Genomic DNA, 26,738 nt, shown 5'->3' on the forward strand with positions numbered 1-26,738 from the left:
ACCCGCCACCGCCGCAGCTCTCGCCCCTCCCCTCGCACGCCATCCCCCCGCTGAACCCCTCGATCTGGAGAACATCATGAGCGCACCGGCCACGGAGAGCCCGAGCCAGCAGCCCGCCGGCAACCCCTCGCTCGAGCCCGCGCCTCAGAAGCGTTCCGTCTGGTCGTACCTCGGGGCCGGGATCGGTAACCTGCTCGCCGCCGGCGGCGTGGTCTGCGTGGCGCTGGTGATCCTGGCCGTGTCGATGAACGTCACGCTGATCATGTTCAAGACCGGGTCCATGTCGCCGACCATCCCCACCGGGTCCGTGGCCGTGGTCAAGGAGATCTCGGCGGACCAGATCGAGCTCGGCGACGTGGTGACCGTCGACCGCGAGGGACAGCTCCCCGTGACGCACCGGGTGGTCGAGATCTACCCGCAGGTCCCCGGCGAGGCGCTCATCCGGATGAAGGGTGACGCGAACCCCGACATCGACCAGGGCATGTACCGGGTGACCACGGTCCGCCAGGTGCTCTGGTCCGTCCCGGAGCTCGCCAAGGTGATCGTGTGGTTCGGCAACCCGATGGCCCTGGGCGGGATCACCATGCTCGCCGCGCTCGGTGTGTTGTGGACGTTCTGGCCCAAGAATGACGACGACGAGGACGAGGCGAGCGGGCGGTCGGGCAATGAGTAGGACGCTGGGTAAATCACTGCGGAAGACCCGCGGCCACCTTCAGATCACCCTGGTCCTCGCCGGCATCGTCACCATGCTCGCCACCCTGGCCCTTGGCGCCGCCACCATTCGTCCCACCGAGGCCGCCTGGCAGGACACGGCCCGCGGCGGCTCGGTGTTCGGGATGGCAAACCCGAACGCAGGCAAGAACTACGCCCGCGCCATCTCCGGCCACGGTGTCATCGAACGCCAGGTCACCTCGTCCACCACCACTCCGGCCCGCGTCCTTGCGAACACCAGCGCTCCCAGCCCCGCGGTCCAGCCGCTGAATCACAGCGACAGCGGGTTGTTGTGGGCGCTACCGCTCGAGATGGCCGGGAGGTCATGCGCGACCGTGGATCTGCCCCAGCCCACACGGTGCGGGACCAGCAAGGATCTCTCTCCGGGCACGAGCTTCGCGTCCTCTGAAGTGAACCGCCTCCGACTCTGGCAGGCAGGGTTCAAGGGCAACGAGCTCCTGGCGTATGGCACCTCCGACAACCAGAGCCCCATTTCCGCCACGGCGACGTGCGTCCCCGGGCAGGTCGGCCGGGCCCGCGTTTCCGCCGGCGGCCCGATCATCCTCAAGGAGAAGGCGGAGCTGTTCCTGCCGCGGCCGAATCACCAGACGTCCGCAACGCACGACAAGGTCACCGGCGTTCTGCAGTACCACCAGTCGGAGGGGCCGGGGTGGGCGAAAGCCGAGGCGCGTCTGTATGTCACGAGCAGGGAGGCCGCTACGAACTTCACTCTTCACGTCACACTCGCGTCCGCCGAATGCGGCCTCGCGCGGGCCACGCCGGACGAGGCGCCGCGCCCCACCACCGCCGCACCCTCCGCTCTCCCGGAATCGCCGAACCAGCCGTCGGAAGCGACCGCCGCGAGCCCGCTCTCCTTGCGGTCGATCGTCGAGGTAGCAGAGGAGCAGGTGGCGGAGGAGCAGGCTGCAGACGACCAGTCTGGCGACGACCTCGAGGCGGTTGACGACGTCGAAGAGGTCGAGGTCATCGCGGGCGAGGCGGCACTGCCGTCCCTCGACGAGGCTGCTGCAGCGACGCCGCGGACCGAGACCGCGATCCCGGGTTCCGCGACCAGCGCTCCTGCGACCTCGGCACCTGCGACCTCGACACCCGCGATTCTCAACCCGTCCGATCCGAGCGCTGCGCTGGCGACCACCGCGCCGACTGCGGAGGAGACCGCCGTACCGGAGACCGTCCCGGCCCAGGCCGCGACTCCAACGACCACCGAGCAGGCCGCCGAGCAGGCCCTCGAGCAGGCCGCCGAGCAGGCCCCCGTGGCCGACGGCCCGCAGCAGCCCGCGTCGGTGCGTGTCGGCCGCGAGTTCGCCGTCGTGAACCGCGCCGGCGTCGAGTTGGGCATCGCAAAGGTCCAGGACATCGTGCGCACGCCCGGTTGCGGTGTCGAGCTCAGCCTGAGCGTCACCACCTCCGCCGAGGCGGGTTCGGACCGCTGGGCATCCATCGGCCCGGACGACTTCGCCGAGATCCGCTCAAGCGGGATGACCCGCGAGGCCAAGCGGATCAACTCGGATTGCGAGCAGGCATCGAGCTCGCGGACCACGGCCCTGTCGCCGGGACGCGACTACGAGATCGTCATCTCCTTCCTGATCGAAGACTCCGCGCAGCAGGCGATGCTCCGGCCCGACGGCACCGCCGGCTGGACCTTCGACCTGCCGCCCATGCCGCGAGTTGCTGTGACATCGAGCCCGGCGGCGGCGCCGGCCGCCAGCCCGTCAGCCACTAGCCCGTCTGCCACTAGCCCGTCTGCCACTAGCCCGTCTGCCGCGACGAGCGCGGCCCGGGCCGAGACCGCCGTTAAGGCCAGCATCGACACCACCGAGGCGTGAGGAAAGGCCCCGGTCGAGAGAGCTTCTCGGCCGGGGCCCTCTCCGTGGCGCTGACCTCAGCCCGGCCACAGAACCGCGCCGTAGCCTCGATCCCGTGAGACCCCGCTCCCGGCGCCGCCGGATCGCACTCGTCGCGACCGCCCTCGTAGTCCTTGCCATCGCTGTAGGCGGGCTGACCGCCGCACGCGCGGTTCTCTTTCCGCGGATCGACTCTCCCGATCGCGTCGACGCCATCGTGGTGGTCGCCGGAGCTCAGGACGACCGCTACATCTACGCCCGGCACCTCGCGGAAGAAGGGGTGGCCGACCACATCCTGGTCTCTCATCCGTCTGGCGGACCCAGCCCCTACGCCACCGCTCTCAAGTCGTATTGCGCCACCACCCCGATCACCGCCCGCGACGGGCGGAGCATCGACATCGAGTGCTTCACCCCGGACGTCGACACCACGGAGGGCGAGACCACCGCCGCCACCCGCATCGCCCGGGAACGCGGATACGAGTCGCTGCTGGCCGTGACCTACTGGGGCCACGTCTCGCGAGTGCGGATCTACTTCGAGCAGTGCTTTGACGGCGCCGTCTGGGTGACCGACACTCCCCGGCCGCTCTCGAAGTCGCGGAAGGACGCCCTGCTGCACGAGACCGGCGGGTACGTGAAGGCGTTCATCAAACCAGCCTGCTGACCCCACGTGCTCAGGAGCCTTGTCGTCGTCCCTCCATTAGCGCCGGTGAGGCACCATGAGCACATGACCAAGCCGTCCAACACCGCCGCCATCGCCTCCGCCACCGGACGCCCGTGGGACGAGTGGGCCGAGCTGCTCGATCAGGCCGGCGCCCGCGAGCTCGGCCACACCGCGATCGCGCGGCTGACCCTGGAGCACATGCCCGCACAGGTTGAGCGGGCCGAGTGGTGGGCCCAGGGCACGGCCGTCGCCTACGAGCAGCACGCCGGGCTACGCGTTCCGGGGCAGTCCTGCGACGGCGACTTCCAGCTGTCCGCCTCGCGCACGGTCATCGGAGACAAGGACGCGGCCCTGCAGGCGTGGGTGGCTCTGGTCGGCTCGCGCGAGGAGTTCGGCGGCGTCCCGGTGGAGGCACCTGCCGCCACCTCGAGCAGCGAGAAGTGGCGCTACTGGCGGGTGCCGCTGGCCGACGGCACCCGGGTGGCCGTGAACTTCAGCGACAAGGCCGGCGGCAAGTGCTCGATCGGACTGGGGCACACCAAGCTCGACTCGGCCGAGGCCATCGACTTCTGGCGGCCGGTGTGGAAGGAGCTGCTCGGGCAGCTCAGGTGACGCTGGAGGCGGTCAATCGGAGGCATAGGGGATCGTCGCGACATGGCGACGGACGCGGGCGGGGACCACGAAGAGCATGACGACGACGAAGGTGGCCATCACAGCCGCCGCCACGATCCCCGGCACGGTCCCGAGCACCAACGTGAAGACCAGCGCGACCAGACCGACCATCGCGATGGACAGCATGGCCAGTCCCAGACGGAGGAGTGCGGCGGACTGGCGCAGCACCCGGTCTTTGCGGTGGGAGCGGAACACCGCGCGGTGGATCATCACCGGAGCCAGCAGGATGACGGTCGAGACGAGAGCAAGCGACAGGACCACCAGGTAGAGGGCGCGACCGCCGTCGCTGAGGTCGGCGAAACGCTGTTGGAACGGCACCACGAGCAGAAAGCCGGTGAGCACCTGGCCGCCGGTCTGGACGATGCGCAGTTCCTGCAGCAGCTCGATCCAGTTGCGGTCGATCCGCTGCGCCTCGGTCTCGTTGCGTTCCCCGCCGCTGTCGACGTGCATGTCGCTCCTCTCGCCGCAGGTCTCCCCCATCGTTGACTGCTCGGTACTGCGCCGGAGGCCTTCTCGGAATCTTGCGCGCCCCGGTTGTTCGGCGGGCCGCCCACCGCCACACTGTCGCAACCGGAACCGCGCCGAGTGGCGGCGGCGGCATTCGTGGGAGGAGCTGTCCTACCAGCTCTGACTGGAAGTACTCCCGACCGATCCCGCAGATTTGCAGCCACTAGTGAGTGTTAGACGCTGATATCCTGGCATTCGTTCCCCTGGGACGAGGAGGCACCATGACCACTATTGATAGGCGCTCGGCCGAGCTCGGAACGGCGATGCGCGAATGGGTACGGCGCTTTGGCCTGGAGTCGGACACGGATCTCGATGCACTGACCGTCGAACTCCGAGAAGAGTCCCGCAGCCCTGCGTATTCGCCGCTGACCGCGCGAGAGTCCGCGTTGATCGCACCGCACGTGCGCGCGGTGCCCCAGGAACGTCGGCTCGACATGGCAACCGCGGCGCTGGCGACAAAGGCGCAACTGGACGCGGCAGCCCTGTCCTCCCTACAGGCGTCTCAACACGTCAGGGTAGGCGCCTCCCGCCTCCGCCAACTCGCCGACGCCGGACGCATATGGGCATACCGGGACGGGACCCAGTGGAGGATCCCGATCACTCAGTTCCACGCCGGCGAACTCCTGCCGGGGTGGGAGGAGTTGTGGCCACTGATCCCGGACACCGCGACGCCGGTGTCGGTCTACCGGTTCCTCACCATCGAGCGAGATGAGCTGCAGGGCTGGTCGGTGCGCGACTGGCTGGCCGCCGGCGAACCCGTGGAACCGGTGCTCGATATGGCGCGTGGCTGGCATGGGCCCTGATGGTCGACGCCCGATTCCCATTGCCGGCCGAAGTCCCACCACCCGAGCCGGACGACTGCACCACGCTGGGCGATGACCAACTCCTCTGGCGAATCGTCTTCACCAGCGCGCCCTACGCCCTGCCATGGAACACAGCCCGTACCCACGGGCCACACTCGAGATTCGATCCCCACCCACTGCCTATTGGAGATCACTCCGACGAAAGCTCGTGGTACGCGGCACTCACCCCTTCCACCGCGATCGGTGAGTGCTTTCAGCGAGATCGGATGATCGACGCCAGGACGGGTCATCCGTACCTGTACGCGGCCCGGCTGGGCAGGCCGGTACGACTACTCGACCTGACCGCGGGGTCGACCTGGGCCATCCGGGCCGGCGGTCATCACGGTCTCTCGCACGAGCAGCACTCAGTAGCGCAGCACTGGGCGCGCGCCATACGAGCAGCGGATCCGGAGGTCGACGGGATGCTGTACCGCTCGAGCTATGGACCATCGTCATCGGTGGTGCTGTTCTCCACGGCTGCGGACTCGCTGGCGGCCGCCCACCTCGAGTTCGAGCGCCCCCTCCAGCACAGTGGGCTGCGGGACCTGATCATCTCGGCAGCCGACGAGCTGGGTTACGAGATCGGTTGAGCACTCGCACTGTTCGGCAGACCCGGCGGGTGGCCTCGCACTGCTCCTCCGCAGCCGCGGGAGGAGGCGGCGATCAGCCGGCGGCCCCCGCCAGATGCTTCTCGTCGATCGTGCGGTCAAACACGAAGGCGTACAGCAGCCCTGCGCCCACCGCCGTGTACGGCCAGATGAGGTAGAAGATCACGCCCATGGACATCGGCAGGCCCCACAGTTCCGAGTCGCCGCTCGCGGTGAGGATCGACCACAGCACCAGCACACCCAACCCGCCGCAGTAGGCGCCGATCGCGAGGGTCGACACCCGATCCCAGGAGCCGTTGGCGCGGAGCGAGCCCAGCATCATCATGACCACCGCGAACAGCGGGACGGCCAGGAACACCATCTGCCAGATGTCGGCGAGCATCCCGATCAGCGCGAAGGCGGAGACCGCAGCGAACGCGTGGACCAGGGTGCCGGCGCGCTTGTGCTCGGGCTCGGGCGTCGCGGCGACGCCGCGGGTGGTGAGGTCAGACATGATCGGTCCTTTCGGTGGACGCGGCGGCCGCGGCGGACTCGCCAGCAGTGCCGGTGAGGGGACGGTCGTCGGTGGCGCGCGGGCCGCCGTAGAGGTGCTCGAGGGTCGCGTCGGGATGACGGTTGGAGGTCAGCAGCGAGACCACGTAGAAGAGCAGGATCGACACGAGCAGCGAGACGCCGCCGACCTGCATGAACGCCGGGACGGAGATGACGTCCCGCGCGGCCAGCGAGGTGATGACCATGTTGCCGAGGATCGCGAACGCCACGGTGACGGTCACGGCGGTCGCGGTGGCGCGGTGCCAGTAGATGGACAGGACCACCGGCCCGACGATCGCCGCGGCGAAGGCGGCCCAGCCCAGCGCGCCGAGCAGGAACACCACCTGGGACAGGAACAGGGTGAGCAGCACCGAGAGCACCACCAGGGTGAGGCTGGCGAGTCGGCTCCACAGCAGCTCGCGGGTCACCTTGATGCCGAACGCCGCGGGCAGGTCGCGCATCATCGACGAGGCGCCGATGGTGATGAAGCTCGAGGCCGAGGACATGATGGCGGCGAGCAGGCCGGTCAGTGCGATGCCGCCGACGATCGGGTTGGTCACCGAGTCGAGGAACCAGATGGCGGTGTCGTCGATGTTCTCCAGCTCCGGGGCGTCGCCGGTGATGGTCATCGAGCGGGTGGCCAGGCCGATGCCCACCGAGAACAGGGTGGTGATCCCGTAGGCGATGCCGGCGACGGCGGCGCCCCACTTGAGCTGCGTCATGTCCCGCAGCATGAGGAACTTGGTGAGCAGCTGCGGCTGGCCCACGGCGCCCACGAAGATCAGCAGACCAAAGGCGAAGATGTACGTGGGCGACTTGACGCCGTCGATCGCCAGCAGCTCCGCGCTGGTCGAGGAGATGGTCTCGAGCATGGGGCTCCAGCCGCCGGCCACCTGGACGGCGAAGATGAACAGGCCCACGGACATGACCACCATGAGCACGCCCTGCACCAGGTCGGTCCACACGGCGGCGAGCATGCCGCCGGCCATCGTGTACGCCGCCACGACGAGCGAGCCGATCCAGGCGCTGGTGGCCAACGAGGTGCCGAGCAGCAGCGAGATGATCACGCCGATCGAGGTGACCTGCGCCGTCATGTACGCGATGGCGGCGATGAACACCGCCACGGACATCGTGGCGTGGGAGGTCCGGTCCTGGAAGCGGATCCGGATGAGGTCGGGCACCGAGTAGACGTGGTGCTTCTTACCTATCCAGTTGAGCCGGCTGCCCAGCAGGAACCAGGCGGCGGCGAAGCCGAACGGGGCGAACAGCCCGACGGCGATGAGCGCCTGCAGGCCCCAGGAATAGGTTTGCCCGGTGCCGCCGACCATTCCCCAGCCGGACTGGATGGAGGAGAAGCTGGCGATGGCCATGACAAAAAAGCCGAGGGACTGCCCGGCCACCAGGAACTCCTTGGCCGATTTCATCTTGGTGTTGGCCCAGGCGCCGATGACGAACATCAGCAGGAAGTAGGCCAGCACGATGCCTATCACTACGGGATTGTTCATTGCACGTCCTTCGTGAGGAGTCAGGAGTGATCGGCGCGCAGTTGCGCCCGACGGATCTTGCCGGTGTTGGTGGTGGGCAGCTCGTCCAGGAAGACGACCTCCCGCGGGTACTGGTAGAACGCCAGGCGCTCCTTGACAAAGGCCTGGATCTCGGCCGCGAGCTGGTCTGTCCGGTCGATTCCCTCGGCGGGGACCACGTAGGCCACGATCGCCTCGCCGCGCAACTCGTCCGGCACGCCGATCACGGCCACCATCTCGACGGAGGGGTGACGCAGGATCTGGTCCTCGATCTCGCCGGGGCCCACCCGGTAACCGGCCGACGAGATCAGGTCATCGTTGCGGCCGGAGAACCAGAAGTTCCCCTCGTCGTCGACCCGGGCGAGGTCGCCGGTGTGCAGGACGCCGTCGGCGGTCTTCTCCGCGGTCTTCTCGGGGGCGTTCCAGTAGCGCAGGAACGCGTTGGGGCTGGGAAGTCGCACGCAGATCTCGCCGACCTCCCCCGCCGCGGCCGGCTGACCCAGCTCGTCGAGCAGCACCAGGTCGAAACCGGGCGTGGGGCGGCCCATCGAGCCGGGCGGGGTGTCGAACTCGGCGTGGCAGGTTCCCACGATGAGGTTGCACTCGGTCTGCCCGTAGATCTCGTTGACCCGCACGTCCAGCGCCTCGCGCGCCCACTCGGCCACGGCTTCCCCGAGGGACTCACCGCCGGAGAACGCCGCCCGCAGCCCGGTGTGCGAGTAGTCCACGTCGGACGCGCGCATCATCTTGAGGATGGTCGGCGGCAGGAAGGTGCAGGTCACGCCGTGCCTCCGGAGGATGTGCTCGACCGTCTCCGGGCTGGGACGCCGGCTGGAGGCGACCACGGGCACGCCGCTGTAGAGGCTGGGCAGCAGCACGTCGAGCAGCCCGCCGGCCCAGGCCCAGTCCGCGGGGGTCCAGAACACGTCGGCCTGCTCGGGGAACCCATCGAGCGCGCGGACCACGCCGGGCAGGTGCCCCAGGACCACGCGGTGTCCGTGCAGCGCGCCCTTGGGCTGGCCGGTGGTTCCGGAGGTGTAGATGAGCAGCGCGGGGTCGTCGGGGCCGGTGTCGGGGAGGTCGACGGCGAGGTCGGCCGAGTCCGTCACCGACAGCGGCAGCACGGTGAGCGCGCTCGTCGCGACCGCCGGGGCCGTTCCGGCGGCCAACATCGCCCCGGCCACCGGCGAGGTCGCCTCCGGCACCGCGTCGCCGGTGACCAGCACGGTGGCCAGCTCGGGCAGCTCGGCGAACTCCGCGGCCAGGCGCTCGTAGCAGTCGGCGTCAAAGACCGCCGCCGTGGCGCCCGAGTCGCCCATCCGGAAGAGCGCCGCCTCGGGCCCGAACTTCACCGAGAGCGGGACCGCGATCGCGCCCATGAGGTAGGCGGCGACGTGCGCCACGGCGGTCTCGGCGGACTGCGCGCACATCACGGCCACGCGGTCGCCCTCGCCGACCCCGCGGTCGCGGAGGAAGGTGATGAGCCGACGGGCGCGGGCGCCGAGCTCACCGAACGTGGTGATCTCCGGCGGATCGTCGCCGCGGTCCACCACGATCGCGGGGTCGTCCTGGGGATGAGCCTCCGTGCACGCGGCGCCGATGTTGAATCGTTCCGGGATCTCCCAGCGGAAGCCCTCGGGACCCAGTGGCGGTCGCCAGGGCTTCCCGGGACCGGGCCGCACCCGAGCAGTGGATGACATTGGTTCAGCTCCTTCATGTGTGAGCCAGCGGTGCGCTCTACCGGCCTGTGAGCCCGCTCACATCGCGCGGAGAGCACCCCATGAACCTAGGAGTGGCGTGGTTCACATACAATGGAGAATCCCCCTAGCTTAGGAGCGTGCCCATGTCTGAATCTCCATCCCCATACGAGTTCCTCTCCCTTGACGTGACCGACGGGATCGCGCTGGTCACCCTGGGCCGACCGCCGGTCAACGCCCTGTCCCGCGCGATGCAGGAGGAACTCCGCGCGGTCGCCGGCGAGGTCTCGGGTCGGGACGATGTGGACGCGGTGGTCTTCACCGGCAGCGAGCGCGTGTTCGCCGCCGGCGCGGACATCAAGGAGATGCGGGACATGCCGTACGCGCAGATGCTCACCGAGGCGCGCGCGCTGCAGTCGGCGTTCACCGCGGTCGCGGCGATCCCCCAGCCCACCGTCGCCGCCCTCACCGGCGCGGCGCTGGGCGGCGGCATGGAGCTCGCCCTGTGCTGCGACCGCCGGATCGCCGCGGAGAAGGCCAAGCTCGGCCAGCCCGAGATCCTGCTGGGCATCATCCCCGGCGCCGGCGGCACCCAGCGCCTGGCCCGGCTGGTCGGCCCCGCCGTGGCCAAGGACCTGTGTCTGACCGGCCGCACGCTCACCGCCGCCGAGGCGCTCGAGCTGCGCGCCGTGGAGGAGGTCGTCCCGGACGGCCAGGCCACCGACCGCGCGGTCGAGTGGGCCCGCCAGTTCGTGGGCGGCCCCCGCCTCGCCCTGCGGGCGGTCAAGGAGGCCGTCGACCGCGGCATCGAGGTCGATCTGGACACCGGCCTGAGCATCGAGCGCGCGCTGTTCGCGGCCCTGTTCGCCACCGAGGACCGGGAACTGGGCATGCAGTCGTTCATCGACTCCGGCCCCGGCAAGGCGCAGTTCACCGGCCGCTGACCGTGGCCGTTGACCTGGCACTGGGCCTGCGCGACGTCCTCGACGCCTCCGCGGAACTGGCGGGCGCGGAGGACGAGGACGCGGTGCTGCACGTGGCCATCCGCCGGGCCCGCCAGCTCGTGGGCACCGACCTGGCCTACGTCATGCTGCTGGACCCCGAGCGCGGAGACACCTACATGCGGATGGCCGAGGGCGCGACCAGTCCGAAGTTCGACACCATCCGGCTGGGCATGGGGCTCGGCCTGGGCGGCCAGGTCGCCCAGGCCATGGCGCCGCGCTGGACTCGCAATTACCTGGCCGACGAGCAGTACACCCACGTCATCGACCCGATCATCCTCGACGAGGGCGTCAAGGCGATCCTCGGCGTCCCCGTCCGTACCCACGGCCGGCTCACCGGCATGCTGTTCACCTCGGACCGGCGCGAGCGCGACTTCACCCACGACGAGATCACCCTGCTCGCGCTGCTCGCCGACCAGATCTCGGCTGCGCTGACCGCAGCTGAACGCAGCTCCGGCCGCCGCCGTGAACTCGACTCCACCCGCGATGCCCTCGACGCCGAACGTGCGAACTCCGCGCGGCTGGCCGCCACTGTCTCGATCCACGAGCGACTCACCCGGCTGGTCGTGGCCGGGGCCACCGTCCCGGAGATCGTCGACCTGGTGGTGGACCTCGAGGGCGGCACCGCCGCCGTGTTTGACCTCGCTCACCGGGAGATCGGCTCGGCCCGCTCCCCCGAGGGCCCTCCGATCGCCCTGCTCCGGGAGGTCCTGGAGGAGGTCGACGCGGATTCCGAGCAGTCTGCGGCGCTGGCCTCCCGGCATGCGGACGGTTACCTCGTCGTCGTCACCCCGGTCATCACCGGAACGGACCACCTGGGCTACGTCACCTTTGCCAGCCGAGGGGCGGTCCCCGCGATCGAGCGGGTGCTCGAGCGCGTGAGCTCGGTGATCGCGCTGATCCTGTTGGGCCACCGTGCGCGCGACGAGGCCGACAACCGGGTGCGCGGCGAGCTGCTCGCGGAGGTGCTGGCTCCCGGCGAGCACGACCTCGAAGCCGTCGCGCGACGGGCCGCGCTGCTCGGGGTGGAGGTGGACGCCGACCTCGTAGCCCTGGTGGTCACGCCCGCCGAGGACCGGATGTCGCGAGCGCTCCAAGCCGAGTGCCGCAGCCTCGCCCGGGCCGACGGCGGGCTGGTGACCACCTACGGAGACCGCGCGGTGATGCTGCTGCCCGGGACCGACCCAGGCGCCACCGCCCGCGACGTGGCCTCCCGACTGGCGACGCACCGGGCGACCGTCGGTGCCTCCGGGCCGATCGCCGGACTGGCCGAACTGGACGGGTTGAGCGACCATGTCGAGCGGGCCCGGCGAGCCGCGCGCCTGCTCATCGCGCTGGACCGTGCCGGGGACGGCGCCGCCACCGAGGAATTAGGCCTGTACGGGCTGCTGTTCAGCGAGGTCGACCATGAGTTCGTCACGCAGTTCATCGATCGCAACCTGGGACCGGTGCGTGACGTCGACCGCGCCCGCGGCTCTGCACTGCTGGACACCCTGCAGGCGTGGTTCGCCGCCGACGGCAGCCCCTCCGGCATCGCGGAGCGGCTGTTCGTGCACGTCAACACCGTGTACCAGCGGCTCGACCGGCTGGACTCGGTGCTGGGCTCGGGCTGGCGGCGCGGCGACCGCGCGCTGGAGCTAAGGCTGGCGCTGCGGCTGTCCGAGCTTCGCGGGGCGTGAACCCCGCTTCAAGGTTTGTCGTAACCCTTGCGAGAAGTTCGCTCGGGATTCGCAGTGGTTACGACAAGCTCAGCGGCGCCGCACCCGTCAACCCCGCAGCCGCTAACCCCGCAGAGCTCGCTGACCTGGGGTGCCCTGAACCCCGGTTGCAGGGCGCCCCAGGTCAGACTTCGAATCGGCCCGGCCGACGCCACGGCCGCGGCGGGACAGTCCGGCGTCAGCCGACCGTGCCCGGCACCGTCACCTGCTCGACCGCGGGGAAGTTGAGCTTTGCGTACCCGGCGATCGACCGGATGCCTGCGATATTGATGGTCCCGCCCACGGCTGCGCCGGCCACGGGAACGACCTTGACCAGGTTGATCGACCCCTTGGTGCCGAACTTGGTGACCAGCCGGTATCCGACGGCCTTGTTGATCTTCACCAGCACGGAACCGGGCAGCTTCTTCAATGCCGCGACCGCCGTCTTGGTGCCGATCTCGACGCCTGCCTTGGACATGGCCTCGACCCCGGCGGAGCCGATCAACGACACCGCGATGATGCTGCGCACCTCCTCGCTGTCCACGTCGTAACCCCGTAGGTGGGCGACAGCCGCGATCATCCGCGTTGCACGCGTGTAGAAGACCGTGACATCTGCGGGAATAGCCACGGCCATCGTGGCCAGGCCGCCGAGACCGGAGACGAACCCCGAGGCACCGACCACGCGGGTATGCGTGGCGACTACCCGCTTGATCGCCTTTTCGCGGTCGTTCGCGGAGTGCTTCAACGCCTCGTCGGCAATGGTCTTCGCACTCTTGACCGGCCCGAAACCGTTGACCCCGGCGTTGAGGATGAAGTCGATGGTGGCCGTGGCTGCGGCCTCCATGTCGGCCCCGGCGACAGCTTTCTGGAATTCTTTGAGACGACCGGGTTGAGCATTCGCCATGAGGGGAGAGCCTTTCTCGCAAGCCTGAGGGAGGGTTGGCTCTCACCCGGACGGTGGGCCAATGACGCCGGGGCAAACGGCGTTGTGGATAAGAATATGCACACACCGTTCCGGGCGGTTAACAGCGTCCACAATTCGCGTCAGATCTTTCGACTGCGCGCGTAGCCCGACCGCCGCTGAAGACCAGGCCACTGACCCTGCTCTGAGTCGCTGACCAGCGGTGCCCTGAAGCGGGGCCGCAGGGCAATGCAGGTCAGCGCCCGATCGGCAGCATCTGCCGCCGGGGCCGGTCCGCCTGCCCGTCCACGGACGCTCTGCAGCACCGTGCCCTGCAACGGGGCTGCAGGGCACGGCAGGTCAACCCAGGTATCGGGCGGCTGCGGATCGAGGCGCCGCTGCGGGCCACAGCCTATGCTCAGATCGCCAGCGCCGCCGACACCTCGTGGGCAGCGGTGGAATCCGAGGCGCCCGAGTGCGAGATCCGGCCGGACTCCATCACGTAGTACTGGTCCGAGGCGCGCAGCGAGAAGCCCACGTGCTGCTCCACCAGCAGGACCGAGAGGTCACCGCGGGAGGCCAGGTCCACGATGATCCGCTCGATCTCCGCCACCACGTTGGGCTGGATGCCCTCGGTGGGCTCGTCCAGCACCAGCATCCGCGGCTCGGTGATCAGGGTCCGGGCAATCGAGAGCTGCTGGCGCTGACCGCCGGAGAGCAGGCCGGCCTTGCGATCGAGCAGCTCCTTCAGGGCCGGGAACAGGTCCAGCGATTCGTCGATCAGCGCCTTTCCTCGCTTGCGGCCGTCCGCCACGAGCTGCAGGTTCTCGGCGGTGGTGAGCTGGGTGAACGACTGCTGCCCCTGCGGCACGTAGCCGATCCCGCGGGCCACCCGGGCGTGCGGACGCATCGAGGTGATGTCCTCGCCGTCGAAGGTGATGGTCCCGGCTTTGCACGGCAGCAGGCCCACGGCGGTGCGCAGCAGCGTCGTCTTGCCGGCACCGTTGTGCCCCAGGATCGCGGCCACTCCCCCGGCCGGGACCTCCAGGTCCACGCCGTGGACCACCTCGGAGCTGCCGTAACCCGCGCGGACTCCGGACAGCGTGAGCAGAGCGGTCATCGTGGGGTCTCCTCGGTGGTGGGATTGGTGGAGGTGGTGATGGTGCCCGGAACAGGGACGGCTGCGACCTGGTCGGCGACCAGATCGGGATCCGCCAACTCGGTGCCGGTGGCGGCCGCGGTACCCAGGTAGACCTGCTGCACGCGGGGGTCGGCCTGGATCTCGGCGACGGTGCCCTCGGCGAGCACCTTGCCCGCGGCCAGCACGGTGACGGTGGTGGCGAAGGCGCGCATGAAGTCCATGTCGTGCTCCACCACCACCACGGTGCGCTCGGCGGCGATGCGCTGCAGCAGCTCGCCGGTGGCCTGGCGCTCCTCGGCGCCCATGCCGGCCACGGGCTCGTCCAGCAGCATCACGTCGGAGTCCTGCACCAGCAGCATCCCGATCTCCAACCACTGCTTCTGCCCGTGCGGCAGGACTCCCGCCTTGGTCCCCGCCATCGCGGTCAGGCCGATGGTCTCCAGTGCCTCGGTCACCCTGGTCTCCCGCCCGCGCCGACGACGCAGCAGGGTGAGCAGTCCGCGGCGGGCGCCGGCAGCGATGTCCAGGTTCTGCTCGACGGTCAGGTCCTCGAACACCGACGCCGTCTGGAACGTGCGGCCGATCCCCATCTTGGCGATCCGGTGCGTCTTGCGCCCCAGGACCGGCTGCCCCGACTTGTCCACTGTGCCGGTGGCGGGCACGAGCCCGGTGATCGCATCGACCAGCGTGGTTTTGCCGGCGCCGTTGGGGCCGATCAGGAAGCGCAGGTCACCCTGGATCAGCGTGAGGTCCACGCCGTCGACTGCCTTGAAGCCGTCGAAGGTCACGGTCAGGCCGCGAACCTCGAGGTAGGTGCCCGAGCCCGACTCGCGGGCGCGGGTGGAGGCTGCGCCGGGCAAGGTGATCTCCGAGCCGGTCAGGGTGCCCGCCGAGAGGGCGGCGCCGATGCCGAAGGCGGTGGTCGGGGTCATCGGGTCTCCTCGGAAGGGTCGGCGGTGGCGGCGCTCGTCGTCGTCTCGCTCGTCGTCGTGGTTGTCGTCGTCGTCTCGGCCTGGACCTTGGCGTGCCGGCGCCGCAGCACGAACAGCGAGGCCAGCCCGCCGGGCAGGAAGCCCACCACCACGATGAACAGGATTCCCTGCAGGTAGGTCCACTGCGAGGGGTAGGCCTCGGAGAACGCGGTCTGCGCCCAGGCCACGCCGATCGCGCCGAGCACCGGGCCGAGGAGGGTGGCGCGACCGCCGATCGCGACGCCGATCAGGAACGCGATGGACGGCGCGATGCCGATGGCCGACGGCGAGATGATGCCCACGATCGGCACGAACAGCGCCCCGGCGAGCCCGGCCGCGAAGGCCGCGACGGCGTAGGCGAAGGACTTGACCAGCGCCGGGTCGTAACCCAGGAAGCGGACGCGCTCCTCCTGGTCGCGCACGGCCACCAGCAGCTCGCCGAAGCGGGAGTTCATGAGCTGGCGCACCAGCAGCACCACGCCGATCAGCGCGCCGCCGGCCAGGAAGTACAGCATCTGACGGTTGGCGGGGTCGGCCAGCGCGAAGCCGAAGAACCCGGTGAAGCGGTTGAGCCCGTTGGAGCCGCCCAGCTCGGCCCGGCTGACAAGGAAGATCGCGGCGGCCGCGGCCAGGGCCTGCGACAGGATCGCGAAGTAGGCGCCCTTGACCTTGCGGTTGAACACCAGGTAGCCGAAGCCGAACGCCAGCAGCGGCGGCACCAGCAGGATCACCGCGAGCGCGAACCCCGGGGAGGCGAACGGCTCCCAGTAGGACGGCAGCGCGCGCATGCCGGCGATCTGCATGAAGTCCGGCAGCGCGTCCGGGCCGCCGCGGTCGCGGGCGTCGGAGATCTTGAGGAACATGGCCATGGCGTAGGCGCCGACGCCGAAGTAGACGCCCTGGCCCAGGGTCAGCATGCCGCCGCGCCCCCAGGCCAGGCCGATGCCGCTCGCGACGATGGCGTAGCAGAAGAACTTGGCCAGCAGGCTCAGTCGGAAGTCCGACAGCAGGGCGGGCGCGAGGCCAAAGATGACGATCGCGGCCACGGCGAGCCCGGCCCAGAACAGCCAGCGGGGCCGCTCGCCCTCCCCGGCGAGCAGGCGCCGGGCGCGGGCCAGGCGGGGTGGCGCGGTGCCGGCGTGCGTCGTGCTCCCGGCCGGACCGTTCCTGGCCGGACCACTGGACGACGACGACGAGGTGGCCGCGGCGTCCTGTCGGGCAGCAGCGTTTCGGGCGACGGAGGTGGTGTCAGTCATGCCAGGCTCCTGGTCTTGACGGCGAACAAGCCCTGCGGGCGGACCTGGAGGAAGAAGATGATCGCCACAAAGACGAGCACCTTGGCCACAGAGGCGGTGGTGGAGTATTCGAAGAACGAGTGCAGGACGCCCAGCGCGAAGGCCGCGATCACCGCGCCGCGCAGCTGCCCGAGGCCGCCGACCACCACCACGAGGAACGCGTCGATGAGGTAGGACTGGCCGATCGTCGGGCTGGTCGAGCCGATGAGCGTCAGCGCCACCCCGGCGACACCGGCCAGGCCGGAGCCGATGAAGAAGGTGGTCACGTCGCTGCGGCGGGAGTTGATGCCCGAGCTCTCGGCGAGGTCACGGTTGAGCGTGACGGCCCGGATGCGTCGGCCCATCGGGGTGAATCGCATGGCGGCCATCACGGCGGCCACGCAGGTGATCGCCAGGACGAAGATGAACACGCGGGTCAGCGGGACGGAGGCGCCCAGCAGTTCGACGCTGCCGCGCAGGAATTCGGGCACCTCCACGTTGACGGCGGGGGCGCCCCAGATGTCGCGGGCGATCTGTTGCAGGACCAGGCCCACGCCGAAGGTCACCAGCAGGGTGTCCAGGGGGCGGGCGTAGAGGCGTCTGATGAGGAGCATTTCCAGCAGCACGCCCAGGAGCCCACCCACGATGAAGCCCAGGACGAGGGACACCGCGAGCCCCATTCCGGAGGCGGAGCCGATCTGCTGGGTGACATAGGCGGTGTAGCAGCCGGCCATGATGAACTCGCCGTGGGCCATGTTGATCACGCCCATCTGGCCGAAGGTCAGGCTCAGGCCGAGCGCGGCGAGCAGGAGGATGGAGCCGATGCTCAATCCGGTCGCGAGTTGTCCGATGAGGATGTCCACATCGGCTCCTTTCTCCGGGTCCCGCCCCCCGCCGCGGCGGGCCCTTACTTACCGGGACCGCCGCGGCGGGATGCGGGCGTGTTGCGTGGTGTGATGCGCGGGACGGGAAGCGTCTGCCGGGTGCGGTGTCAGTTACCCGACAGCTCACCGGCCCAGTCGTAGGTCTCGAGGAACGGGTCCGGCTGGATGGGCTCGCCGGAGCTCCACACCTCGTAGATCAGGCCGTCGGGTCGGATCTCGCCGATGATCGCGGTCTTGGCGATGTGGTTGTTGCTGCCGTCGATGGTCACGGTGCCCTCGGGGGCGTCGAAGCTCACGCCGTCGGCGGCCTCCTGGATCGCGGCCACGTCGAAGCTGCCCGCCTTCTCGACCGTGTTCTTCCACAGGAACAGCGAGGTGTACGCGGCCTCCATGGGATCGGAGGTCACGCGGTTCGCGCCGTACTTGGCCTTGAACGCCTCGACGAAGGAGGTGTTCTCGGGCGACTCGATGGTCTGGTAGTAGTTCCACGAGGTCAGCTGACCCTCGATGTTCGTGGCGCCGATGCCCTGGACCTCCTCCTCTGCGATGGACACGCTCACCACGGGGGTGTCCTCGGCGGACAGCCCCGCGTTGGAGTACTCGCGGAAGAACGCCACGTTGGAGTCGCCATTGAGGGTGTTGAACACCGCGTCCGGGTTGGCGGTGCGCACCTTGTTGACGATGGTGGAGAAGTCCGTGGAACCGAGCGGGGTGTAGTCCTCGCCCAGGATCTCGACACCGTTGGCGTCGGCCCAGGCCTTGATCACGCGGTTGGCGGTCTGCGGGAACACGTAGTCCGAGCCCACCAGGTACATGGACTTGATGCCCTCTTGCTTGAGGTAGTCCAGTGCCGGCACGATCTGCTGGTTGGTGGTGGCGCCGGTGTAGAAGATGTTCTCGGACGCCTCCAACCCCTCGTACTGCACCGGGTAGTAGAGCAGCGCGTTGGCGTCCTCGACCACGGGCAGCATCGCCTTGCGCGAGGACGAGGTCCAGCCACCGAAGATCGCGGCCACGCAGTCGCTGGTGATGAGCTTCTGCGCCTTCTCGGCGAACACCGCCGGATCGGACGCGCCGTCCTCGACCACCGGGACGATCTGCTTGCCCAGGACGCCGCCCTCGGCGTTGATCTGCTCGACCGCCAGGGCCACCGAGTCGCGCACGGTCTTCTCGGAGATCGCCATGGTGCCCGAGAGCGAGTGCAGCGACCCGATCTTGATGCTGTCGCCGGAGGTGTCGACACACGACTCGGCTGCGGCCGCCGCCGTGTCAGATGTCTTGCTGCCGCAGGCGGTGAGCGCGCCGGCGCCCAGGATCACGAGACCGGCGGCGGCCAGCGCGCGCCGGGTACGGCTCGCGCGGCCCTGCTGACCAGAGGAGATGGAGGTGAAGTTCACTGAAGACCTGACCTTTGACGACCGGCTGTCGATTTCCCCCGCGGTGCGGGGCTCGAAGCTCGATGCAGGTAAAGCTATTCACGCTGTGTGAGTCCCGGGGGTCGCCAATGTTTCGCGCGCGTTGCCTCTACCCCTGTGGCGTGAACGCTGTGTGACACGTGTCCAGTCAGCTTTTGCGCAGGTCAGGCGCCAGCCCCGGGTTCCGTGCGAGCAGAGGGGCCGCGTAACCGTCGCCGTATACGCTGCCCCCTCGGCTTGCGATGCCACTTCGTACGCCGAACGCCCTGGTGCGCTGCGGGAATGGACCCAAGAGGGCGCGCAGGACAGTGGGGCAGCGCATCCCGGGCCGGTCGCGCTGCTGCTGTGTACGCCCGCCAGGTCACAGCGCCGCACCGCCACGACGACGGGGAGCCCCAGCCCAACTGCCCGCCTGACGACGACGGTCAGCTCTTGCGCAGGTCGGGCGCCGGCGCCCCGAGCAGATGGGTGCGGACCGCCGACCACACCTGGCGAACTGCGGCTTCGACGCCTTCCTGATCGCGGCCCACAGCGCGCAGCCACGCACCGCAGCCGTTGGGAAGGGTGCTCACCCCGCAGCGCACTGCTCCCGCGCTGCCGGGCCGGCCCTCCCGTCCCTCGCTCGCGGTTCGCCCCTCCGCCTCGGCCTGTCCCGCGGCCACATCCGCAGCATCGCGCATCACCGTTGCCAGCTCCTCGGCCGGGCCCGGGGCCACCACGAACAGAGTGGCGATGGCGTCGGCGTCCCCCGTGACCAGCGGGTGGCCGGCTTCGCCCGAGGTGATGCGGGTGGTGTCCACCGCGAGCGGGGTCTGGTCGGGTCGGACGATCTCCACAGCGGACACGTAGGCATCCACGTCCCAGCGCTCCCCGCGGGCTACTCGTCCGGCCGAGAGGATGTCGGCGGCGATCAACACCGCGTCCTCGGGCACCTCGGCCCGCAGCCGCTGCTGGAACCGGCTGCCGCCGTACGGGATGAGCGGGTCGGGCAGCCATTCGCAGACCGCCCCGGCGCCCAGCCGCAGCGAGACCGTCTGGGTCGCATAGCCCACGTCCATCCGGTGCACCCGGTTCGCGGCCTGGGTGGTGACCAGGGCGTGCGCGCCGGGGGCCAGCCGGATGTCCATGTCCAGGCGGTCGCCGCCGACGATCCCGCCGCCGGTCGACATCACGTAGACCACGGGCACCCCACGCAGCACCGGGTCCACGTACAGCGGGCGCATGACCTGCAGTGGCGACTTCTGGAACCGATCGGCCAGCACGGTGCGGCCGCCGGCGTCCACGCGGAAGTCCAGGTCCAGCACCCCGACCTTGCCGGGCGAACCGACGGGCAACGAACCCGGCCCGTGCTGGGGTCCGGCGGCCACCACGGGCCAGACGAACCCGGGGTCGGCGGCGCGAGAGAGGCGGTCTGCGGAGCCACCGCTCCCGACTGGTGCGCCGTGGTCGCGGTGTTCGCTCACGACGTGACGAGCAGACCTGTCCGGCGGGACTCGAGGTAGTCCAGAACCTCGTCGATCCCGGTGCCGCTCAGGCAGTCGGTGAGGACGACGGGCTTGCCCGAGCGCACGCGGTCGGCGTCGGAGGACATTATGCCCAGGTCGCAGCGCACGTACTGGGCGATGTCGATCTTGTTGATCACCAGCAGGTCGCACTCGGTGATCCCGGGGCCGCGCTTGCGGGGCATCTTGTCGCCCTCGGCGGTGTCCAGGACGAACAGGAACAGGTCCACCAGCGCCGGGGAGAAGGTGAGCGTGAGGTTGTCGCCGCCCGATTCGTAGATCAGCGTGTCGACGTCGGGGTGCTCCTCGAGCATCTCGGCCCCCGCGGCGAGGTTCATGGTCGGGTCGTCGCGGACGGCGGTGTGCGGGCACGAGCCGGTCTCCACGCCCACCACGCGGGCGGGGTCGAGCACCCCGGCGAGCGTGCGGCGGACGTGTTCGGCGTCCTCCTGCGTGTAGATGTCGTTGGTGATCACGGCCGGGGTGCGCCCGCGGGCGATCAACTCCGGGATCAGTGCCTCAATGAGTGCGGTCTTGCCGGAGCCGACCGGCCCACCGATCCCGACCCGCAACACCTGCTGTGCCTCTGCCATGGCGGAAACGCTACTGGAGCCGTGTTTCGGCAGTGTTGCGCAGCGCTGTCGCGGGGAGCACCTCCTGATAGCCGCTGACCTGGGGTGCCCTGCACAGGCTGTTCAGGGCACCGCAGGTCAGAGCACTGCGATCAGCTAGAGCACTGGGTCGACTAGAGAACTGGGTCGACTAGAGCGTTGGGCTCAGCTGGCGAACAGCCGCGCGTCCGCGCGCTCGTGGTGGCACGAGGCCAGGTCGAGCATCGGGGCGAAGCCGCCGAGCTCCTCAAGCGACCGGCTTACCGCGGCGTCGGCGACCTCGGCGATCACCGGCGCCGCCCCCCGGACCAGCGCCTGCGCGCTGCGGTGATCGCTCAGGCGTAGGCGCAGGCTGGCGCCGGCCAGGCTGACGACCAGGGCTGTCAGGTCCGCGGCCACGGCATCGCGTTGGGCCAGCCCGCCGCGGGCGTAGACCACGCCCATCACCACCGACTGCGAACCCGGCGTGCGCCGGGCCCGGACGTGGGCGTTCCACACACTGACCACCGGGTCCTCGAGCAGCTCCGCGGCCAGGTCGAGGACCTGCTTGCCGGTGCGAGTGGCGCCGTCGCGGAACTCGCGGGCCAGCCGGGTGGCATGCAGCCGCTGGTCGATGCGGGTGAGCGCGGAGAGCAGAGAGTCATGGTCGGCGCTGCCCTGCTCAGGGTCCGCAGGGCCGACGTCGCCCTGCTCGGAACCCCCTCCGCCCGGCCCGTGCTCGCGGGTCGCCGCCCACGCCAGGGCCAGCGCCGTGGCATCGGCGGGTCCGGCCGAGTGCCGCAGGATCCCGTGCAACACCTCCGGCAGGGACCCCGAATCGACGGCGCCCTGCTGCCGCAGCCCCTCCAGCCCGTGCGAGAGCGTGTACATGCCCGAGGGGAACGAGGAGTCGGTGAACTGGAGCGCAAGGAGTAACTGCGCCAGTCCCGGCGCGCGGCCGGCCTCGTCGTCGTCGCCCCTCTCCGCACCAACCCCGCCGACGCCGCCCATCACGCCAGGTAGTGCAGCTGGGCCAGCGGCAACGTGGTGGCCGGGGCGATGGTGGCGGGCTCGCCGTCGACGGTGACCACGTAGGTCTCGGGATCCACCTGGATGTCCGGGCAGCGGTCGTTGCGGACCATGTCTTTCTTGCCGATCCCGCGGCAGCCACGCACCGGCAGGCACGGCGAGGTCAGGCCCAGCTGCTCGGGGATGCCCGCCTCGATCGCGGCCGCGGACAGGAACGTCACCCGCGTGGACTGCAGCGCCCCGCCGTAGGCCCCGAACATCGGGCGGTAGATCACCGGCTGCGGCGTGGGCAGGGACGCGTTGGGATCGCCCATCGGCGCCCACACGATCATGCCGCCCTTGATGATCAGCGAGGGCTTGGCGGCAAACGAGTCGACCGGCCACACCACCAGGTCCGCGAGCTTGCCCGGCTCGATCGAGCCGAGGTGGTCGGCGATGCCGGCGGCGATCGCGGGGTTGATGGTCATCTTGGCGACGTAGCGCAGGACCCGCTCGTTGTCGTTGCGCGCCCCGCCGCGTCCGTCGGGCGACGAGCCGTCGGGCGAGGCCGCCACGTCCTCGGGCAGCGGCCCGCGCTCGACGCGGCAGTGGTGGGCGGTCTGGAACGCGCGCTGCCACGACTCGCCGATCCGGCCCATGGCCTGCGAATCCGAGGAGAAGATCGAGATGATCCCCTCGTCGTGCAGCACCGTCTCGGCGGCGATGGTCTCCGCGCGCACGCGGGAGTCGGCAAAGCTCACGTCCTCGGGGATGTCGTGGGACAGGTGGTGGCAGACCATCACCATGTCCAGCAGCTCGTCCACCGAGTTCACCGTGTACGGCAGCGTCGGGTTGGTGGAGGCGGGCAGCACGTTGGGCTCGCCGCACACCCGCAGGATGTCCGGGGCGTGACCACCGCCCGCGCCCTCGGAGTGGAAGGTGTGGATGGTGGAGTCGCCCAGCGCGGCGCGCGTGTCCTCGTAGAAGCCGGACTCGTTGAGGGTGTCGGTGTGGATCGCCACCTGCACGTCGTACTCATCGGCCACCGCCTGCACGCAGCGGATCGTGGCGGGAGTGGTGCCCCAGTCCTCGTGGATCTTCAGCCCCACCGCGCCGGCGACGATCTGCTCGATCGCCGACTCCGGCTGCGAGGTGTTGCCCTTACCCAGGATCCCGATGTTCACCGGCAGCCCGTCGGCGGCCTGCAGCATCCGCCCGATGTTCCACGCGCCCGGCGTGCAGGTGGTGCCCTTGGTGCCCTCGGCCGGTCCGGTGCCGCCGCCGAACAGTGTGGTCACGCCGTTGGACAGCGCCTCCTCCACCTGCTGGGGCGCGATGAAGTGGATATGGGTGTCCACTCCTCCGGCGGTGACGATCTTGTGCTCGCCCGCCACCACCTCCGTGCCGGGGCCGATCACCAGGTCGGGGTGCACGCCGTCCTGCAGGTGCGGGTTGCCGGCCTTGCCGATAGCCACGATCCGCCCGTCGCGCACCCCGATGTCGCCCTTGACCACGCCGAGCACCGCGTCCACGATGATCGCGCCCGTGATGACCATGTCCAGCGCGCCGGACGCCCGGGTGCCCGCCGGGTCCTGCGCCATTCCGTCGCGGATCGCCTTGCCGCCGCCGTAGACGGCCTCCTCGCCATACCCGCTGGAGCCGTCGGTGGTCACCGCGTTGTGGTCGGTCGTGACCTCGATCGTCAGCACGGTGTCGGCCAGCTGCAGGCGATCACCGACGGTGGGTCCGTAGATGTCGGTGTACGTGGCACGCGGCATGACCGTGGGCGGGCCCTCGACGACGGGCTCCCGGCCCGCGGGCTGCGCGACCTCGTCGTCGTCGTCCTTACGGTCGGTGACGTCCCCACCGCCTGGTCCGGCCGTGCTCAGAAACCTACCGGTGACCATGCGCTGCAGCGCGCGCTCGCGGATGGCCGGGTCGTCGAGCGGCCCGTCGACCAGACCGGAGAAGCCGTGACACACGCGCTCGCCGGCGTAGTCCACCAGGCGGACCGTGCGGCTCTGGCCGGGCTCGAAGCGCACCGCCAGGCCCGCGCCGATCGCCAGGTGCCGCCCGTAGGCCGCCGGGCGGTCGAAGCGCAGCTCCCGGTTGGCCTCGAAGAAGTGGTAGTGCGAGCCCACCTGCACGGCCCGGTCGCCGGTGTTGGTCACGCGCACCTCGACGGTCGCGCGGCCGGCCGCGAGGGTGATGTCGCCGCTGCCGTACTGGTAGGGCACCGATCCGGACATGGGTCGCTCCTGGGTTCGTCGGGCTAGTGCGAGTGGGTGAAGACGGTGCCGTCGGCGGCCACGTGCGAGTGGGCGTAGCCGTGGCCGTCCTCGGCGTCGAGGGCGGCGTCGATGCCGTCGTCGCCGTGGTCGAGCTGGTGGACCGCGTCGCGGACGCGGGTGTCGAGCACGCTGCGCAGCACCGCCGGCCCCAGCAGGTACGCGCCCTCCCCGGGCAGGTCGAGGCCGAGCGCGGGCGCCGGGGCCAGGGTCGCGCTGACCAGCAGCGGCCGACCCCCGCCGAGGGCCTCGACGCGCGCGAGCCCGGCAGCCACGTCGGGGTCGGGCTCCGCGCCGCCGTGGAAGGCGACCTCCACCAGCCCGGGCCGGCCGTACTGCCGCGCCAGCCGCGCCAGCCGGAACAGCTCGGCGTCGGCGAAGGGGTCGATCGACGGGCTCACCACCAGCACCGACTCGGCCCCGGCGGTGTCCGCCACGCTGTTTCCGTTGACGCTGTGCCGGCGGATCGCGGCGCGCAGGCGCGTGACCAGCAGCGTCGCGTCGCCGAGCGGCGCGGCCAGGACCAGCGACCCCGGGGCGAGCCGCGGCCGGACGTCGCGCAACGTCCGGGAACAGTCGGCGATCATCGCGGGCGCGCGACCGAAGGTCAGGGGGACGACGACAACGACGCCGCCCTCCCCCGCCGCCGCCGACTCCGCCTCCACGAGTTCGCTCAAGCCCCGACCCGGCCGGGCGGACGGGATGCCGATCTCCGGCATCGCCTCGGACTCGGGTCCGATCGCCGCCACCACCCGGGCCGAGGCGGGGTCGCGATGATCAGGGGCGTTCTGGTGGCCGTGCGCGTGGTCGTGCACGTGGTCGTGGCCGTTGTTGTGCTCGTGGCCGTGCGAGTGGCCGTTGTCGTGCTCGTGGCCGTGCGAGTGGCCGTTGTCGTGCTCGTGGCCGTGCGTCATGCCTGCTGCTCCGCGGCGCCCGTCGAACCGTGACCGATGGGGTCGTGGACGGTGACGAGCTTGGTCCCGTCCGGGAACGTGGCCTCCACCTGGATCATGGGCACGCGCTCCACCACCCCGGACATCACCTGGTTCGCGGTGAGCACCTGGCGGCCCAGGTTCATGCACTCGGCCACCGTCCGGCCGTCGCGGGCGTGCTCGACGATCTCCCACGAGATCAGCGCGGTGGCCTCCGGGACATTGAGCAGCACCCCCCGCTCGAGCCGGCGGCGCGCGACCTCGGCGGCGGTGAACAGCGTGAGTTTGTCCAGCTCGCGGGGGGTGAGCTTCATCCACGGGTCCTCTCGTGCGCTTGGGTGACGGTGGATCACGCTAGCGGCGCAGTGTGTCGGCCGTGTTACGTGACAGCACGGCGCCGCCAGTTGCGGCCTGTGCGCCGCCACCTGCGCCGCCACCTGCGCCGGCGGGGGCTCCGCTCAGGCGCGCGGGATGCGGGCGGCGAGCGCGTCCAGCGCCTCCGCGGTGAGCCGGCCGTTCACCCGCAGGCGCGCGATGCCGCCGTCCGGGAAGACGTCGACGCGCACGAACTGCACCGGCTCCGCCCCGGGCTCCACGAGGTAGCGGTGACGGCAGTCCGGCTGCAGCCGCGTGCGCGGGACCAGCTCGATCCACGCCTCGGGCCGGTCCAGGTCCTCGGCGCTGCGGATGCCGCGCAACGACGCCGACCCGGGGGCATTACCGACGTAGTAGGAGGTGTCGATCTCCACGTGGTCCACCGTGCCCGCGCCGGCCAGGGCCACGGTCACGTGGTCGTTGCCGTTGTCGCGCCGGCGGGCGTTCTCCCAGCCCTCACCCATGTTGCGGGAGCGCCCGGGACCGATGATGTTGGCCGGCGACGAGTAGAACAGGTCCGAGCAGTCCACGATCCGGCCGCCGTTCTCCGCGGCCGCCAGGTCGACGGTCCCGGCGAGGAAACGCGGGTCCGGGGTCGGTAGGCCGTGCACGCGCAGCCGGGCGATCCCGCCGTCGGGGATCATCCGCAGGCGCACGTGCGTCACCGGGGCCTCGTCAGCCACCTCGTAGGTGTTGAGGGCGTCGCCCTGCGCCGGGGACGGCGGGACCAGCGGGCGCCACGGTGCGGCCGCGAGCTCCGCGGCGTCCGGGTACCCCTCGACCCACGCGCCGTCCAGAGCGACCTCCGGCGGGTAGTTGCCGCGGAAGAAGGCGGTGTCCACCACCACGCCCCGGACCACGCCCGGCACGCCGAGTCGCACGGTCGCCGAGTCCTCGCCCGGCGTGCGGCGGCGGCGGGTCTCCCAGCCGTCGTAGATCTTGCCCTTGTGGCCGAACAGGGTGGGATCGAAGATCGGGGCACCGGGCAGGAGCAGGTTCTCCTTCTCGGCAAAGAACTCGTCGTCGGCGTGGACCACGGCGCCGGCCAGAGCGCGCGAGGCCAGGTCGGGCAGGGCGAGGAAGGCGGGCCCTGCGGTCAAGGGTGCGTCGGTGAGATCTGATGCGGTCATTCGGGGGTCTCC

General features: G+C 70.4%; 25 protein-coding genes. 8 read left to right on the forward strand and 17 right to left on the reverse strand.

Features of this window, described 5'->3' with window-relative positions; genetic code table 11:
• Positions 1 to 76: 76 nt before the first annotated feature.
• The 4 genes from R4P08_RS09435 to R4P08_RS09450 all read left to right on the forward strand — a co-directional run bounded on the left by R4P08_RS09435 (position 77) and on the right by R4P08_RS09450 (position 3,849).
• The gene (locus tag R4P08_RS09435) at positions 77 to 673 is read left to right on the forward strand and encodes a signal peptidase I (RefSeq protein ID WP_317813557.1); all 597 of its coding nucleotides are present in this window, start codon (positions 77 to 79) and stop codon (positions 671 to 673) included.
• The gene (locus R4P08_RS09440) at positions 666 to 2,558 is read left to right on the forward strand and encodes a hypothetical protein (RefSeq protein WP_317813558.1); all 1,893 of its coding nucleotides are present in this window, start codon (positions 666 to 668) and stop codon (positions 2,556 to 2,558) included. Before R4P08_RS09435 ends, R4P08_RS09440 begins: the two co-directional genes overlap by 8 nt.
• Before the next feature lie 94 nt (positions 2,559 to 2,652).
• Positions 2,653 to 3,237, forward strand: coding sequence for an ElyC/SanA/YdcF family protein (locus R4P08_RS09445; RefSeq protein ID WP_317813559.1), 585 nt, complete (start codon positions 2,653 to 2,655; stop codon positions 3,235 to 3,237).
• Between the two features lie 63 nt (positions 3,238 to 3,300).
• Positions 3,301 to 3,849 carry a hypothetical protein gene (locus R4P08_RS09450; RefSeq protein ID WP_317813560.1) on the forward strand — a complete coding sequence of 183 codons (549 nt, stop codon included), beginning with the start codon at positions 3,301 to 3,303 and terminating at the stop codon, positions 3,847 to 3,849.
• 12 nt (positions 3,850 to 3,861) lie between these two features.
• Here the strand turns inward: R4P08_RS09450 and R4P08_RS09455 are convergent, their stop codons facing one another.
• Positions 3,862 to 4,359 (reverse strand): DUF6328 family protein, encoded by a 498-nt coding sequence (locus R4P08_RS09455; protein WP_317813561.1) that lies wholly within the window; start codon positions 4,357 to 4,359, stop codon positions 3,862 to 3,864.
• Between the two features lie 278 nt (positions 4,360 to 4,637).
• Here R4P08_RS09455 and R4P08_RS09460 point away from each other — a divergent pair, with 278 nt between their 5' ends.
• Positions 4,638 to 5,219 (forward strand): hypothetical protein, encoded by a 582-nt coding sequence (locus tag R4P08_RS09460; RefSeq protein WP_317813562.1) that lies wholly within the window; start codon positions 4,638 to 4,640, stop codon positions 5,217 to 5,219.
• Positions 5,219 to 5,848, forward strand: a complete 630-nt coding sequence (locus R4P08_RS09465) for an RES family NAD+ phosphorylase (protein WP_317813563.1) — start codon at positions 5,219 to 5,221, stop codon at positions 5,846 to 5,848. The genes R4P08_RS09460 and R4P08_RS09465 overlap by 1 nt, the downstream gene beginning before the upstream one ends.
• Positions 5,849 to 5,921: 73 nt before the next feature.
• Here R4P08_RS09465 and R4P08_RS09470 read toward each other — a convergent pair whose 3' ends face one another.
• From R4P08_RS09470 to R4P08_RS09480, 3 genes are read right to left on the reverse strand one after another with little or no spacing between them, the layout of a single operon-like run.
• Positions 5,922 to 6,359 (reverse strand): hypothetical protein, encoded by a 438-nt coding sequence (locus R4P08_RS09470; protein ID WP_317813564.1) that lies wholly within the window; start codon positions 6,357 to 6,359, stop codon positions 5,922 to 5,924.
• Entirely contained in the window at positions 6,352 to 7,902 is a 1,551-nt protein-coding gene (locus R4P08_RS09475) for a sodium:solute symporter family transporter (RefSeq protein WP_317813565.1), read from the reverse strand. The genes R4P08_RS09470 and R4P08_RS09475 overlap by 8 nt, the downstream gene beginning before the upstream one ends.
• 20 nt (positions 7,903 to 7,922) lie before the next feature.
• Positions 7,923 to 9,620, reverse strand: a complete 1,698-nt coding sequence (locus tag R4P08_RS09480; protein WP_317813566.1) for an AMP-binding protein — start codon at positions 9,618 to 9,620, stop codon at positions 7,923 to 7,925.
• Positions 9,621 to 9,763: 143 nt separating this feature from the next.
• Here R4P08_RS09480 and R4P08_RS09485 point away from each other — a divergent pair, with 143 nt between their 5' ends.
• Both R4P08_RS09485 and R4P08_RS09490 read left to right on the forward strand, forming a co-directional pair.
• Entirely contained in the window at positions 9,764 to 10,561 is a 798-nt protein-coding gene (locus R4P08_RS09485; protein ID WP_317813567.1) for an enoyl-CoA hydratase/isomerase family protein, read from the forward strand.
• A 2-nt stretch (positions 10,562 to 10,563) separates the two neighbouring features.
• Positions 10,564 to 12,297 (forward strand): helix-turn-helix domain-containing protein, encoded by a 1,734-nt coding sequence (locus R4P08_RS09490; RefSeq protein WP_317813569.1) that lies wholly within the window; start codon positions 10,564 to 10,566, stop codon positions 12,295 to 12,297.
• Between the two features lie 217 nt (positions 12,298 to 12,514).
• Here the strand turns inward: R4P08_RS09490 and R4P08_RS09495 are convergent, their stop codons facing one another.
• The 13 genes from R4P08_RS09495 to alc form a co-directional block, all read right to left on the reverse strand.
• Entirely contained in the window at positions 12,515 to 13,219 is a 705-nt protein-coding gene (locus R4P08_RS09495) for an EcsC family protein (RefSeq protein WP_317813570.1), read from the reverse strand.
• Between the two features lie 415 nt (positions 13,220 to 13,634).
• A complete protein-coding gene (gene urtE, locus R4P08_RS09500) occupies positions 13,635 to 14,327 on the reverse strand; it encodes an urea ABC transporter ATP-binding subunit UrtE (RefSeq protein WP_317813807.1) in 693 nt (230 codons plus the stop codon).
• Positions 14,328 to 14,332: 5 nt separating this feature from the next.
• The gene (gene urtD / locus R4P08_RS09505; protein ID WP_317813571.1) at positions 14,333 to 15,289 is read right to left on the reverse strand and encodes an urea ABC transporter ATP-binding protein UrtD; all 957 of its coding nucleotides are present in this window, start codon (positions 15,287 to 15,289) and stop codon (positions 14,333 to 14,335) included.
• A complete protein-coding gene (urtC, locus tag R4P08_RS09510; RefSeq protein ID WP_317813572.1) occupies positions 15,286 to 16,584 on the reverse strand; it encodes an urea ABC transporter permease subunit UrtC in 1,299 nt (432 codons plus the stop codon). Before urtC ends, urtD begins: the two co-directional genes overlap by 4 nt.
• Positions 16,581 to 17,465: an urea ABC transporter permease subunit UrtB gene (gene urtB / locus R4P08_RS09515; protein ID WP_317813573.1), complete on the reverse strand. Its 885-nt coding sequence runs from the start codon at positions 17,463 to 17,465 to the stop codon at positions 16,581 to 16,583. The genes urtC and urtB overlap by 4 nt, the downstream gene beginning before the upstream one ends.
• 128 nt (positions 17,466 to 17,593) lie before the next feature.
• On the reverse strand, positions 17,594 to 18,823 hold the full coding sequence (gene urtA / locus R4P08_RS09520) for an urea ABC transporter substrate-binding protein (protein WP_317813808.1): 1,230 nt from the start codon (positions 18,821 to 18,823) through the stop codon (positions 17,594 to 17,596).
• A gap of 503 nt (positions 18,824 to 19,326) precedes the next feature.
• Positions 19,327 to 20,364, reverse strand: coding sequence for an urease accessory protein UreD (locus tag R4P08_RS09525; RefSeq protein WP_317813574.1), 1,038 nt, complete (start codon positions 20,362 to 20,364; stop codon positions 19,327 to 19,329).
• Positions 20,361 to 20,996, reverse strand: coding sequence for an urease accessory protein UreG (gene ureG / locus R4P08_RS09530; RefSeq protein WP_317813575.1), 636 nt, complete (start codon positions 20,994 to 20,996; stop codon positions 20,361 to 20,363). Before ureG ends, R4P08_RS09525 begins: the two co-directional genes overlap by 4 nt.
• Positions 20,997 to 21,179: 183 nt before the next feature.
• Entirely contained in the window at positions 21,180 to 22,004 is an 825-nt protein-coding gene (locus R4P08_RS09535; RefSeq protein WP_317813809.1) for an urease accessory protein UreF, read from the reverse strand.
• Complete coding sequence (ureC, locus tag R4P08_RS09540; RefSeq protein WP_317813576.1) at positions 22,004 to 24,250, reverse strand: urease subunit alpha; 2,247 nt, start codon at positions 24,248 to 24,250, stop codon at positions 22,004 to 22,006. Before ureC ends, R4P08_RS09535 begins: the two co-directional genes overlap by 1 nt.
• 23 nt (positions 24,251 to 24,273) lie before the next feature.
• Positions 24,274 to 25,203, reverse strand: coding sequence for a hypothetical protein (locus R4P08_RS09545; RefSeq protein WP_317813577.1), 930 nt, complete (start codon positions 25,201 to 25,203; stop codon positions 24,274 to 24,276).
• Positions 25,200 to 25,535: an urease subunit gamma gene (locus tag R4P08_RS09550; protein ID WP_317813578.1), complete on the reverse strand. Its 336-nt coding sequence runs from the start codon at positions 25,533 to 25,535 to the stop codon at positions 25,200 to 25,202. The genes R4P08_RS09545 and R4P08_RS09550 overlap by 4 nt, the downstream gene beginning before the upstream one ends.
• A 144-nt stretch (positions 25,536 to 25,679) precedes the next feature.
• The gene (alc, locus tag R4P08_RS09555; protein ID WP_317813579.1) at positions 25,680 to 26,726 is read right to left on the reverse strand and encodes an allantoicase; all 1,047 of its coding nucleotides are present in this window, start codon (positions 26,724 to 26,726) and stop codon (positions 25,680 to 25,682) included.
• Positions 26,727 to 26,738: the final 12 nt, after the last annotated feature.

It is taken from the genome of Rhodococcus sp. IEGM 1408, from assembly GCF_033142235.1.
GTDB lineage: Bacteria > Actinomycetota > Actinomycetes > Mycobacteriales > Mycobacteriaceae > Dietzia.

Bases quoted from the DNA above. Each gene is read 5' to 3' on its own strand.
- R4P08_RS09485 (WP_317813567.1), top strand. From the start codon at position 9,764: ATGTCTGAATCTCCATCCCCATACGAGTTCCTCTCCCTTGACGTGACC.
- R4P08_RS09455 (WP_317813561.1), bottom strand. From the start codon at position 4,359: ATGCACGTCGACAGCGGCGGGGAACGCAACGAGACCGAGGCGCAGCGG.
- ureG (WP_317813575.1), bottom strand. From the start codon at position 20,996: ATGGCAGAGGCACAGCAGGTGTTGCGGGTCGGGATCGGTGGGCCGGTC.
- R4P08_RS09450 (WP_317813560.1), top strand. From the start codon at position 3,301: ATGACCAAGCCGTCCAACACCGCCGCCATCGCCTCCGCCACCGGACGC.
- R4P08_RS09475 (WP_317813565.1), bottom strand. From the start codon at position 7,902: ATGAACAATCCCGTAGTGATAGGCATCGTGCTGGCCTACTTCCTGCTG.
- urtD (WP_317813571.1), bottom strand. From the start codon at position 15,289: ATGACCCCGACCACCGCCTTCGGCATCGGCGCCGCCCTCTCGGCGGGC.
- urtC (WP_317813572.1), bottom strand. From the start codon at position 16,584: ATGACTGACACCACCTCCGTCGCCCGAAACGCTGCTGCCCGACAGGAC.
- R4P08_RS09440 (WP_317813558.1), top strand. From the start codon at position 666: ATGAGTAGGACGCTGGGTAAATCACTGCGGAAGACCCGCGGCCACCTT.
- alc (WP_317813579.1), bottom strand. From the start codon at position 26,726: ATGACCGCATCAGATCTCACCGACGCACCCTTGACCGCAGGGCCCGCC.
- ureC (WP_317813576.1), bottom strand. From the start codon at position 24,250: ATGTCCGGATCGGTGCCCTACCAGTACGGCAGCGGCGACATCACCCTC.
- R4P08_RS09535 (WP_317813809.1), bottom strand. From the start codon at position 22,004: ATGGGCGGCGTCGGCGGGGTTGGTGCGGAGAGGGGCGACGACGACGAG.
- R4P08_RS09435 (WP_317813557.1), top strand. From the start codon at position 77: ATGAGCGCACCGGCCACGGAGAGCCCGAGCCAGCAGCCCGCCGGCAAC.
- R4P08_RS09545 (WP_317813577.1), bottom strand. From the start codon at position 25,203: ATGACGCACGGCCACGAGCACGACAACGGCCACTCGCACGGCCACGAG.
- R4P08_RS09480 (WP_317813566.1), bottom strand. From the start codon at position 9,620: ATGTCATCCACTGCTCGGGTGCGGCCCGGTCCCGGGAAGCCCTGGCGA.
- R4P08_RS09550 (WP_317813578.1), bottom strand. From the start codon at position 25,535: ATGAAGCTCACCCCCCGCGAGCTGGACAAACTCACGCTGTTCACCGCC.
- R4P08_RS09495 (WP_317813570.1), bottom strand. From the start codon at position 13,219: ATGGCGAATGCTCAACCCGGTCGTCTCAAAGAATTCCAGAAAGCTGTC.
- R4P08_RS09465 (WP_317813563.1), top strand. From the start codon at position 5,219: ATGGTCGACGCCCGATTCCCATTGCCGGCCGAAGTCCCACCACCCGAG.
- R4P08_RS09470 (WP_317813564.1), bottom strand. From the start codon at position 6,359: ATGTCTGACCTCACCACCCGCGGCGTCGCCGCGACGCCCGAGCCCGAG.
- R4P08_RS09460 (WP_317813562.1), top strand. From the start codon at position 4,638: ATGACCACTATTGATAGGCGCTCGGCCGAGCTCGGAACGGCGATGCGC.